The following is a 12738-nucleotide window of genomic DNA, read 5'->3' as shown; positions in this document are numbered from 1 at the left end:
GAATTACGGTTTTGAATAGCCCTGGCACGATTGATGCAGATTACAGAGGAGAGATTAAGGTTTTATTAGTTAATTTATCAGATGAAGCTTTTTTTATTGAATCTGGAGAAAGAATAGCCCAAATGGTAGTTTCTAAGCATGAGCAAATTAATTGGGAATTAGTAGATAGTCTGGAAGATTCTGAAAGAAGTGCAGGCGGTTTTGGAAGTACGGGCTAAAGCCCCCTAACCCGCCAGCTGGCGGGGAACGCTCACAGATTAAAATCAGCAAAAACAGCATGTTTCATCACTTTTTTTCTCATTCCATAAGTTAAAGATTCAATGAAGCGATACTATATCAAATTAAAATGCAAATGTGATTCCGTGCCACTCTCCCTATTCCCCCTTTGGGGGTTAGGGGGCATGGCTAGGGGCTTTAAGCAGCAGAACTAAGTTTTTGACATAATAACAAGCTGAAACAATAATTTTACTAATTTTACTAATTTTAAAAGTGATAGATAATTAAATTAAAAAACTAAAGGTCTTCTTTGAATATTCCCCCTTTGGGGGCTAGGGGGCTAGGGGGCTTTAAAAATATAAATAGTTATGAACATTATCATTCCAATGGCGGGCATGGGAAAACGCATGCGACCACATACATTAACAATACCAAAACCATTAGTACCTATTGCGGGTAAGCCAATCGTACAACGCTTGGTAGAGGATATCGCAAAAGTTTGCGGAAGTGAAGTCGATAAAATTGGATTTATTATTAAATCTTCATTTGGTAAAGAAATAGAGCAAAGTTTAATAAAAATTGCTGAATCTGTGGGTGCAGAAGGCTCCATTCATTATCAGGAAGAAGCTCTAGGAACTGCTCATGCCATTATGTGCGCCAAAGATTTATTGGATGGAAATACAGTTGTGGCATTTGCAGATACCCTTTTCAAAGCAGATTTTAAATTGGATACTTCTGAGGAGGGTATCATTTGGACTCAAAAAGTGGATGATCCATCTGCTTTTGGGGTGGTAAAAGTTAATAATGATAACGTTATTACGGATTTCATTGAAAAGCCAAAAACCCCTGTTTCTAATTTGGCTATTATTGGTATTTACTATTTCCAAAAAGGAGAGGATTTAAGGAAAGAGCTTCAATATCTTTTAGATAATGATATTAAAGACGCTGGCGGTGAATTCCAGATCACAGTTGCATTAGAAAACATGAAAGATAAGGGAGTGAAACTGCGCCCTGGAACGGTCACGGAATGGCTAGATTGCGGGAATAAAGATGCAACAGTTTATACCAATCAACGCTATTTAGAGTTTATAAAAAGTGAAGAATTAATAAGTAAATCTGCTAAAATAGAGAATACTGTTATCATACCACCAGTTTATTTAGGTGAAAATGTATCAATTAAAAACTCTGTGATAGGTCCGCACGTTTCCATCGGAGATGATACTGAAATTGAAGATAGCAGAATAATCAACAGCATAATCCAAACAAATTCCATCATATCTGAAGCACAAATTAAAAACAGTATGTTAGGTAATTTTGTATTATATCAAGGTGCAGCTAAAGATTTGAGTATAGGAGATTTTAATAAGGTGATTGAATAAGGAAAGAGTGAATATTAGGGCAGGGTATAGCATAAGTTTATTAGTTATTATAACTCTCTTGATGAGTCCGTTTGTGCTTTTAGCTCAAGTTCCGGAAACTCCTCAACATGAAGATGTATTGCCTGATGCCGATCCTTTAAAGGTTGACCGTTTTAATGTGGAGTTTTTGATCGTGGAGGGGATGCATTTCTTATCCATTGAAAATCCATCTAAAGCATTGGACAGCTTTATGAAGGCTCACCAAATCATGCCTGATAATGCAGCTATTAATTTCAAGATAGCTAAAATTCTCAAAGACAGTGAAGATACTGATCAAGCCTTATTTTATATCTCAAAAGCAACAGAAAAGGAAAAAGACAATTATTATTATCAAGTCTTAAAAGCAGAAATATTAACGGATAAGGGAGATTTGTCAAATGCTATTTCTACATATGAGGATTTATATGAATTTTCGGATGACGCTCCTGATGATTATTTACTAGAATTAGCTGCTTTATATCTTTACAATGGAAAGCCTGATATGGCGTTAAAAACCTATGACAGAATTGAGAACCGATTAGGGATATTAGAAGAAGTAAGTACGCAAAAGCAGAAAATCTATTTAAAACAAAACAAACTAAAAGAAGCAATTGCTGAAGGCAAAAATTTAGTAGAGGCTTATCCTAAAATTGGTGAGTATGCAGTTTCCGTTTCACAAATATTAGTTTCTAATGATAAGAAAGAAGAAGCTATTGAATATCTGAAAGAGTATTTAGATGAACACCCTAATCAAGCGGTAGCTGAAATGGAGTTAGCCAAACTATACAGACAGACTAATGAAATTGAACTTGCACTGGATTATTTTGAAAAAGCTTTCAGTTCTGAAGAAATTCAATTGGAAGACAAACTGAATAACTTTGTTGCACTTATTCAAAAGCTTTCAAAGGACGAGGATTTATCAAGATTAAAAAATTTAGGAAGAAGTATTTTAGAGGTCCATTCCACCGATGCCAATGCTTTTGCTGCTAATGGGGATCTTTATTTTGCACTAAAGGAGAAAGACAGTGCAAAATTTTTCTATAAAAAAGCAGTAGATATTAATGGTAATAATCTTCAGTTGTGGCAGAATTTATTGTCTTTAGAGATGGAGAATAAAAATTATCAAAAGGTAATTGATTATGCTGATGAAGCAATATCCTTTTTTCCGAATCAACCGGTATTATATTTATACGCTGGGTCTGCCCATTTTTCTTTGAAGAATTTTAAGAATGCCATAATGTTCTGGGAACAGGGTAAATCCATAGTTTATGGAAATGATAGACTAAAAAGTACTTTTGCCGCTCAATTAGCTGATGCCTATCATGCCAGTAAGCAATATCAAAAAGCCTTCAAAACTTATGAAGAAGCCATAAAGGCGAATCCTACCAATTATTTCGCTATTAATAATTATGCTTATTACTTATCTCTGAAAAAGCAAAATTTGGAAAGAGCAAAAGAATTATCTACAAGAATGGTAGAAGCTAACCCTGATAATGCTACTTTTTTGGACACTCACGCTTGGGTTTTGTTTCAGAAAGAGGAATATCAAGAAGCCTTAAAATATTTAGAGAAAGCGGTGCAAAATCAATCTTCTGCAACCATAATAGAGCACTATGCTGATGCGCTCTATAAAACCGGGCAGAAAGAAAAAGCATTGGAACAATGGAAGAAAGCCAAATTAATGGGTGGGGCTTCTGATTTAATTGATAAAAAAATATCTGAAAAAAAATATTATGATGCGTCTATTTAGTGTGTTGATTTGTTGTGCAGTTTTGATTTTTTCCTCTTGTGGTAAAAAGCTTTTACCTACATCCTCTGTGGAGAAAGAATACGCATTGGAGAAGTTTGATTTTGAGTATCTTCAAGCTAAATCTAAAATTAGGTTTAGCTCACCTGACAAAAGCTTAAGTTCAAGTGCTACTATCAGAATGAAAAAAGATAGTATTATTTGGGTATCGGTTTCACCAATTTTTGGCATTGAAGCAGCACGAGGATTTATTAGCCAGGATACTATTGTTTTTATGGATAGGGTCAATAAGGATGTCTATCGATATAATTATGAAAGTTTGAGTAACACTCTTAATTTTGAAGTAGATTTTGAAATGATACAATCTATTATTTTAGGAAATCAGGTTTTTGATTTTGAAGGAGATGATAACTTTTCAAAGAAATCTGGAGAGCTTAAAATTGATCAGAAAAGAGGTAGATTTGAATTAGAAACTTCAGCTTCAGTAAAAAATAGAAAAGTGGAAAATATTAAGGTTCGGGAGATACCCGATGGAAGTAAAATGGAAATTATCTTTTCTGAATTTAATGTTGTAGCAGAACAAGCATTTCCGTTTAGTACTTTTGTGGAGATTATATCACAAGGAAATAATGGAGATGAATCTACCCAAGTGGAAATCAATCATTCTAAAGTAGAGGTAGGCAATACTCCAATGTCTTTTCCTTTTAGCGTGCCCGGTAGATATGAAAATTAATTTTTTCCATATTGGTTTATTTGTATTCCTATTTACATTTGGTCATTTAGCTAATGCCCAAAAATCAAGGGAAGAACTCGAGAAAGAAAAAAAAGAAAATCTCGAGAAAATCAGTCAGGCAGAAAAAATATTAAATCAAACCACATCCAAAAAGAGGGCTACTATTGGTCAATTGAATGCCCTGAACTATAAAATTGAAGCTCAACAATCCTTAACGAATTCTATTTCCAATGAGCTTAACTTGTTAAACCAAAGACTAAATGAAATTGGCAGCATCATTAACTCTATGGAAAGCGATCTGGACAAAATGAAAGCAGAATACGCCAGCATGCTTTATGCTACCCAAAAAAGCAATCAGTCCTTAAGTAAACTAGCCTATATTTTTGCTTCCGAATCTTTTTATGAAATGTTTATGCGCCTAAAATACATGGAGTATTACGGGAAAATGCGGAGACAACAGGCAACTCAAATTGAGATGATTAAAAATTTATTAATTGGTCAAAAAGAAAGTGTTGAGGAAGTAAGGTTAGAAAAAAGCACTTTGTTACAGGAACAAATTTTTAGAAATAGGGAATTAAATAAATTAAAGCAGCAACAGAGTAGCCTGGTTGCAGAGCTGAATAAGAGGGAAAAACAAGTTAAAAATGAGATTGACAATAGGAAAAAGGCAGTTGAGAATCTTGAAAAAATTATAGCTGATTTAATTAAGAAAGAAATTGAGAAAAGTTCTAAAGGAGCTTCTTCTACTAAATTTGCTTTAACTCCTGAAGCTAAGGAGTTGTCTGATTCATTTGCTGGCAATAGAAATAAATTATTTTGGCCTGTTAACTCAGGTTTTATTTCTCAAAAGTCTGGTACCCATCCACATCCTGTCTATAAAAATATTCAAATCAATAATGATGGAATAGACATCCAGACTAATGAAAATGAGGAGATAAGAGCTGTTTTTGATGGAGAGGTAAGAAATGTGGCCTTCATTCCAGGTATGAACAATGTGGTGATGGTGCAACACGGAGAGTATTTCACGGTTTACGCCAAACTAAAAGATGTAAAGGTGAAGAAAGGAGATACAATAACTGCTAAAGAGACCTTAGGCATTGTTTACACAGATAGTGATGGTACCTCCGAAATCCAATTCCAAGTATGGAAGAATAACCAGAAACTAAATCCAGAGCAATGGTTGTTTAAGAAGTGATCATTTAATTCTCAACCCCTGAACTATTCTCCCGTTCTTAACCTATAAGATAAACAAGTAAGTAATTTTTTGATGAGTGATTGCTTAGGCAGTCAAATATTATTTAACTTTACGATCACATTTATAATTTAATAAGCAATGAACACAGTATTTGCATTTTTAGGAGGATTAGGAGGATGGGAAATTCTTCTGATCATGTTGGTAATTTTAATATTCTTTGGTGCTAAAAGAATTCCAGACCTTGCAAGAGGTTTAGGTAAAGGCATTAGAGAATTTAAAGATGCTACAACAGAAATTAAAGACAATATAGAAGACGGAGGTACTAAAAATACTACCTCTAAAACAGATAGTACTGAAAGTAGCAATACTAAAGACCAATAAAATTGGAGACCTATCACAGTCTATTTCAACTTCAGCAGGAGTTGAAGCAAGAAAAGTATTTCCTAAAATCAGTTGTTGAGCATTATTTAAAGCAAGTTGAGCAGCAAAAGGACCTCAATGTGTTTTTAGATGTTTATGAAACTGAAGCCTTGGCGAAAGCGGATGAACTTCAAAAGAAGTTAGATGAAGGAAAGCCATTAGGAAAACTATTTGGATTAGTGGTAGGCATTAAGGATGTATTGGTTCATAAAAATCATGAAGTCCGATCTGCATCTAAAATATTAGAAGGTTTTGAATCTCAATTTACAGGAACAGCAGTTCAAAGATTGATAGAGGAAGACGCCATTATCATTGGAGCCCAAAATTGCGATGAATTTGCAATGGGCTCTTCTACTGAAAACTCTGCTTACGGGCCAACCTTAAATGCGGCTGATAACTCAAGAGTGCCTGGTGGTTCTTCCGGAGCCTCCGCTGTTGCCGTTCAAGCAGGTCTTTGCATGGCTTCATTAGGAACTGATACAGGTGGTTCTGTAAGGCAGCCTGCAGCTTTTTGTGGAGTAGTAGGCATAAAACCTACCTATTCAAGAGTTTCTCGATATGGATTAATAGCTTTTGCTTCTTCTTTCGATTGCATAGGAGTTTTTTCAAACAATATTGAGGACAATGCACGCATCTTGGAAGTAATTGCAGGTCATGATGAATTTGACAGCACAGTTTCCAGAGAAAAAGTACCAGCTTATGCTGACAATCTACAGCTTAATAAAAAACTGAAGATTGCGTATGTAAAGGAAACTTTAGAAAACGAAGCTCTACAAGCTGAAATTAAAGAAGCTACTCTTTCTAAGTTAGAGTGGTTGAAGAGTGAAGGACATCAAGTAGAAGAAATTACTTTCCCGCATTTAGATTATCTATTACCTACTTATTACATATTAACTACGGCAGAAGCAAGTTCTAATTTGTCCCGATTTGATGGCGTACGCTATGGATACAGATCACCAGAAGCACACAATATGGAAAGTATGTACAAACTTTCCAGAACCCAAGGATTTGGTGAAGAAGTAAAACGCAGAATCATGCTGGGAACATTTGTGCTTTCCGCTAGCTATTTTGATGCTTATTATACTAAAGCACAAAAAGTTAGAAGAATCATTAGAGATGAAACCAGAGCCATTTTTGAGCACTATGATTTTATTATAATGCCGACCACACCAACTACTGCTTTTCCTTTGGGTGCTAATAGAGATAATCCTGCTGAAATGTACTTGGAGGACATTTTTACCGTTCAAGCTAATGTGAGCGGTATTCCGGCTATTTCTATTCCAAATGGCGTAGATACTCAAAATATGCCAATAGGCTTACAAGTTATGGCCGATATATTCAAGGAGAGCGAGTTATATGCATTTGCTGACTATTTGATGCAATCATAATCTAATTATTATGCAGGGAAAGGTGAAAAAATTATTGAGTATTGGATTGTGTTGGGCTTTTGCGGTTTCGTCTATTTATGCCCAGCAAACTGATTCATTGTCAATACCTACTGCAATTGGTTCCTTAATGGTAAGCATACCAACCGATTCTACTTTTATTACTGAAGATACTTTAAATAAAAGATTGATTCAATTTTCTCATCAATATGAATACATTCCTGAATACGAGCAAGAAATCATACAAGAGCGATTAACTCAAATTGAGAATGAAATACCATTGACCTACAACCCCATAGTCAATTCATTCATTAGTTATTTTACAGTTACAAACAGGGAGTACACTGAAAAAGTAGCCAAGTTACAAACAAAGTATTTCCCGATGATTGAGCGTTATTTGGAGAAATATGATTTGCCTGATGAATTAAAATATTTGGCTATAGTCGAATCTGGCCTAAACCCAAAAGCTAAATCTCCTGCAGGTGCTGTTGGCTTATGGCAGTTTATGCCATTAACTGGTAGACTTGATTACGGCTTATCTGAGAATTGGTATTTGGATGAAAAAATGGATATGGAAAAATCTACAGATGCAGCTTGTCGATATTTGTCTTTTCTCTATAAATATTTCTATAATGATTGGCCACTGGCGTTAGCTGCTTATAATACGGGTCCCGGGAATGTTCGTAAGGCAATTAGAAGAAGTGGTTACAAGAAAGATTTCTGGGAGATTTATCCGTATCTATATAGGGAAACCAGATCCTATGTTCCGCAATTTATCGCCATTATGTATAGCATGAATTATTTAGAGGAGCATAATTTCTTTATTGAGGAGTTCGAATATATGCCTGATTATGAAACCATTCCTATTTCTGGATTCTTAAGCCTACCCTTATTTGCGGAGCATTCTGGTATTTGTTTAGAGACTTTAAATGATCTTAATCCTGAGCTTAAGCGAGGTGTGATTTCTGATAATCACCCAATGTATAAATTGCGTATCCCTACGAATCAAATAGATTTTGTTACTGAAAATTTAAATGATATTATGCGATTTGCTGGTCAAGGAAAAGAACACTTTGAACGCTTGGCTAAAAATGAGGTAGGAAGTACTTATGGAAGACAAAGACTAACTTATAAAGTGAGGTCAGGGGATGTTTTAGGTAAAATCGCCCAAACTTATAATGTTAGAATTGCCGATTTGCAACAATGGAATAATCTTAGAGGAACCGTTATTAGAGTAGGACAACCATTAAACATTTGGATAGCTGATGATTTTTATGATAATGTAAATAAACAACTCACCGCAATAAGCCAAAAAGGGGTCCCAAATCAGGATGCAGCTTTGAAATCAGGTGAATACAGAGTTCAAAATGGAGATACTTTATGGGACATTTCCAGAAAATTTGATGGATTAACGGTTGAGAAGTTGAAAAAATTAAATAATTTGGACGGAAATGGGATAAAACCCGGTCAAGTTCTTAAGATTAAAGAAAATTCATAAAATTCAACACTATGTTAAAATTCAATAAATCATACTTCCTAGTTATCGTTTTAATTGTATCCTTTTTCATGATTTCATGCGATGATGAAGGTAAAGGCGGACAAGAAGATCAAAACTCAAGCTCCACTTTGCAAAAAGCCAGAGGCGAAACAGGAGAAGTGATTCTTGTAATCCCTCCAAGCTTGTGGGATGGAAAATTAGGAGATTTATTGAGAGAAGTTTTCACATCTAACGTTAAGGTTCTTCCTCAAGATGAGAAATTATATGATTTGAAACCCGTTGACCCAAGTAAATTCAATAGCGTATTTAAAGCATCACAAAACTTGATGTTCGTGGCCACTTTAGATAATCAAAAACCTGAAGGGAAATACATGAAAAAATATTTTACGGAAAATTCTTTAAATCAAATTGAGAAAAATCCTGATTTGTTTTCTTTCAATCAACAAGATGTTTATGCACGTGGGCAAGAAGTACTTTACTTGTTTGGGCGAAATGAAGAAGAACTCATTAAAAATATAAAAGGTAATAAATCAGGCATTAAAGAATTTTTCAACGACAAAGAAGCTCAAAGACTAGTGTCATCTTTCAAAAAAACAGCTCAAAAAGGAATAATGAATTACATAGAAGATTCATTGAATCTGGAATTAATTGTGCCTTTTGGATTTGATATTGCAGCAAAAAGCAATGATTTTATTTGGCTAAGGGAATTAGATAGTAAAGAAGAATATAATATTTGGATCGTTAAAATGCCTTATAATGATGAGTCTGTTTTTGATCCTAGTAAAATTAAATCACTAAGAAACTCTTTAGGAAGAAAATATATCACTGATAAAGATCTCCCGGATTTACATTTAACCAGTCAGGATGAAATTGATTTTGTAATCGATACAATCAATCTTAATAATCAATATGCATTAAGAACAAAAGGCTTATGGAAGTATTCTGATAATTCTAGAGGTGGTGCATTTGTTAGTTACCTTTTTGCTAATGAGGAAACCGGTGATTTATATTATCTGGAAGGTTATTTAGATGCCCCGGGAGAATCTAAGCGTGAACCTATGCGCAGGCTGAAAGCCATATTGAGTACAGCCAAAATTCCTGAAAATATTAAGGACTGATCTGTTAAAAAACATGATCAAAGCTGTATGTTTATTGCAGTCTTTTCTAAATTTACTTTAATATTTACTTTTTTCAATTTAGGAAACTTTAGTATATTCCTTATTGACCAATTTATAACAACTATATAGATTTATTATGCCAAAGAAAGTTCGCAGACAAGATGCCTTGAATTATCATATGCAAGGCACTCCAGGGAAGATTGAAGTGGTGCCTACCAAAATGTTAAGCTCTCAATCAGATTTGGCATTAGCCTATTCACCCGGTGTGGCTGAGCCTTGTAAAGAAATTGAAAAGGATAAAGAAAATGCTTATAAATATACTGCTAAAGGAAATTTGGTAGGTGTTATCTCGAATGGAACAGCTGTTTTGGGTTTGGGTGATATTGGGCCTGATGCATCAAAACCGGTAATGGAAGGAAAGGGCGTTTTATTCAAGAAATTTGCTGGAATTGATGTTTTTGATATTGAAATACAAGAGAAAGATCCGAAAAAATTGATCCAAATAATTAAATCCCTTGAACCTACTTTTGGTGGAATCAATTTGGAAGATATAAAAGCACCGGAATGTTTTGAGGTAGAGACTGCACTAAAGGAACAAATGAATATTCCTGTAATGCATGATGACCAGCATGGTACTGCCATTATTTCGAGTGCAGCATTACTCAATGCATTGGAATTGGTAGATAAGAAAATTGAAGATATTAAAATTGTAGTGCTTGGAGCTGGTGCTGCAGCAATTTCTTGCACAAAACTTTATCATTCGCTAGGAGCAAAGCTTGAAAACATCTTTATGTTTGATAGAAAAGGCTTGCTTACAAAAGATAGAGATGATTTAAGTGAATCAGGGAAAATGTTTGCTTCTGGTAATACTAAAATTAAGGAAATAATAGATGCCATGAAGGGAGCTGATGTCTTTTTAGGGCTATCTGCCGGTAATGTTATTAATAAAAAGCATATCAAGGTAATGGCTGATAATCCGATTGTGTTTGCATTGGCAAATCCTGATCCGGAGATTCCATACGCTGAAGCAATGGCGGCTAGAAAAGATATCATCATGGCCACAGGAAGATCTGACCATCCTAATCAAGTGAATAATGTGATTGGGTTTCCTTATATATTCAGAGGAGCTTTGGATGTAAGAGCTACAGCTATCAATGAAGAAATGAAATTAGCCGCTGCTTATGCTATTGCTGAATTGGCAAAGCAACCTGTTCCTGAGTTGATTAATAAAGCTTATGACGATCAGAAAATTGTTTTTGGTAGAGAGTATTTGATTCCAAAACCCCTTGATCCACGCTTAATTACTACCATTTCTCCAGCTGTTGCCAATGCTGCAATGAAATCCGGTGTGGCGAAAACCAATATTAGGGACTGGGCTCAATATGATATAGAACTCCAAAAAAGAATCGGAGTTGATCAAAAATTGATGAACAGAATCTTAACGAAAGCTAAGAAAGATCCTAAGCGTGTTGTTTTCTCTGAAGCGGATAATGCAAATATCCTGAAAGCTGTTCAAATGGTGATTGATGAAGGAATAGCGGAGCCAATTTTATTGGGGAATCGAGAAAAAATTGAGGTACTAATTGAGACACACCAATTAGATTTAGGAGGTGTAACTATCATTGATAACTTCCTTGACGATACAAAGCGTAAAGAATACGGAAAAGTCCTTTATGATAAAAGAAAAAGAAAAGGCGTTACTGAGTATGAGGCGGTCAAATTAATGCGTGATCGAAATTATTTCGGTAGTATGATGGTGGAGTTGGGAGAAGCAGACGCCATGATTTCAGGACTTACTAAAGATTATCCTAAAACAATTCGTCCCGCTTTGGAAATCATTGGAGCTGAAGAAGGTAAAAGAGTAGCGGGTATGTATATTCTATTGACCAAAAAGGGTACATTCTTTTTCTCTGACACTACTGTAAATACAAATCCTACAGTTGATGAACTTGTAGAAATTATTGGTTTAACAGCTAGAGGAGCAAAAGTATTTGGTTTTGAGCCTCGAATGGCTGTGCTTTCATATTCTAATTTTGGAAGTAGTAAAGGTGAAATACCTGAGAAAACCGCTAAAGCAAGAAAGATTGCAAAAGAGAGATGGCCAGAGTTAATTATTGATGGTGATATTCAGGCAAATATTGCAGTGAACGAAGAATTATTAAAGGAAGCTTATCCTTTTAGTGAACTGGCTGAGAAAGGAGCTAATACCTTTATTTTCCCTAGTTTGGCATCCGGAAATATTGCCTACAAACTTTTGATGGAATTAGGAAATGCTGAAGCAATAGGCCCAATTTTATTAGGTATGAACAAGCCGGTTCACATATTGCAATTGGGTAGTTCGATAAGAGAAATAGTAAATATGGTGGCAATCTCCGTTGTAGATGCGCAAAACTATCAGAACCGATCAAATTTATGATTTCATATTTAAAAGGAATTTTAATTGAACTAGAACCTACTCACCTGATCATTGAGGTTGGGGGTGTAGGTTATAAAGTAAATATTCCTATGTCCACTTTTGATGCTTTTAAAAATCAAAAAGAAGCAAAGGTTTTAACTCATTTTCATGTTAAAGAAGATTCTCAAACGCTTTATGGTTTTCATCAACCAGAAGAAAGGACTGTATTTCTAGATCTTTTAGGAATTTCAGGTATTGGCCCTTCTATTGCAATTGGAATGTTGTCTGCCATGAATCCTAATGAGATTAAGTCTGCAATAGTAGCTGAAAATGTAAAACATATTCAATCTATTAAAGGTATAGGTGGTAAAACGGCCCAAAGAGTAATTCTGGAATTAAAAGACCGATACAAAAAGGAAGGTTTAATTTCAGAATCTGGTCAATCTTCTATTGTTTCAAACAATAGCCTAAGGAATGAAGCGTTATCTGCTTTGATAAATTTAGGGTTCGCTAAAAATTCTGCTGAAAAGGTTATTGATAAGATATTGCAAGCTAGTGATGAAAATATTACTTTAGAGCAATTAATTAAGCAAGCCTTAAAATCAGCCTAAACTTAATTGTATTTTGCAGAGTA

11 protein-coding genes are annotated in these 12738 nt (G+C 34.8%); all 11 read left to right on the top strand.

What is annotated here, in order from left to right; genetic code table 11:
• On the top strand, nt 1-218 hold a 218-nt coding region (gene dut, locus Q0L29_RS04530), incomplete at its 5' end, for a dUTP diphosphatase (protein ID WP_296619451.1).
• Between the two features lie 366 nt (nt 219-584).
• Nucleotides 585-1595 (top strand): sugar phosphate nucleotidyltransferase, encoded by a 1011-nt coding sequence (locus Q0L29_RS04525; protein WP_296619450.1) that lies wholly within the window; start codon nt 585-587, stop codon nt 1593-1595.
• Entirely contained in the window at nt 1588-3363 is a 1776-nt protein-coding gene (locus Q0L29_RS04520; protein WP_296619449.1) for a tetratricopeptide repeat protein, read from the top strand. The genes Q0L29_RS04525 and Q0L29_RS04520 overlap by 8 nt, the downstream gene beginning before the upstream one ends.
• Nucleotides 3347-4093: a DUF4292 domain-containing protein gene (locus Q0L29_RS04515; RefSeq protein WP_296619448.1), complete on the top strand. Its 747-nt coding sequence runs from the start codon at nt 3347-3349 to the stop codon at nt 4091-4093. The genes Q0L29_RS04520 and Q0L29_RS04515 overlap by 17 nt, the downstream gene beginning before the upstream one ends.
• Nucleotides 4083-5288 carry a peptidoglycan DD-metalloendopeptidase family protein gene (locus Q0L29_RS04510; protein WP_296619447.1) on the top strand — a complete coding sequence of 402 codons (1206 nt, stop codon included), beginning with the start codon at nt 4083-4085 and terminating at the stop codon, nt 5286-5288. Before Q0L29_RS04515 ends, Q0L29_RS04510 begins: the two co-directional genes overlap by 11 nt.
• 138 nt (nt 5289-5426) lie before the next feature.
• Entirely contained in the window at nt 5427-5669 is a 243-nt protein-coding gene (locus tag Q0L29_RS04505; RefSeq protein ID WP_013455447.1) for a twin-arginine translocase TatA/TatE family subunit, read from the top strand.
• Nucleotides 5670-5671: 2 nt separating this feature from the next.
• Complete coding sequence (gatA, locus tag Q0L29_RS04500; RefSeq protein ID WP_296619444.1) at nt 5672-7096, top strand: Asp-tRNA(Asn)/Glu-tRNA(Gln) amidotransferase subunit GatA; 1425 nt, start codon at nt 5672-5674, stop codon at nt 7094-7096.
• A gap of 22 nt (nt 7097-7118) precedes the next feature.
• Nucleotides 7119-8591: a lytic transglycosylase domain-containing protein gene (locus tag Q0L29_RS04495; RefSeq protein ID WP_296619442.1), complete on the top strand. Its 1473-nt coding sequence runs from the start codon at nt 7119-7121 to the stop codon at nt 8589-8591.
• Nucleotides 8592-8602: 11 nt separating this feature from the next.
• The gene (locus Q0L29_RS04490; protein WP_296619441.1) at nt 8603-9709 is read left to right on the top strand and encodes a DUF4837 family protein; all 1107 of its coding nucleotides are present in this window, start codon (nt 8603-8605) and stop codon (nt 9707-9709) included.
• A 136-nt stretch (nt 9710-9845) separates the two neighbouring features.
• Complete coding sequence (locus Q0L29_RS04485) at nt 9846-12125, top strand: NADP-dependent malic enzyme (protein ID WP_296619439.1); 2280 nt, start codon at nt 9846-9848, stop codon at nt 12123-12125.
• Nucleotides 12122-12715, top strand: a complete 594-nt coding sequence (gene ruvA / locus Q0L29_RS04480; RefSeq protein ID WP_296619437.1) for a Holliday junction branch migration protein RuvA — start codon at nt 12122-12124, stop codon at nt 12713-12715. The genes Q0L29_RS04485 and ruvA overlap by 4 nt, the downstream gene beginning before the upstream one ends.
• Nucleotides 12716-12738: the final 23 nt, after the last annotated feature.

The organism is Marivirga sp. (genome assembly GCF_024636815.1).
Classification (GTDB): domain Bacteria; phylum Bacteroidota; class Bacteroidia; order Cytophagales; family Cyclobacteriaceae; genus Marivirga.
The sequence above is the reverse complement of the archived record's forward strand: the minus strand, read 5'-3'. Positions and strand labels throughout refer to the sequence as shown.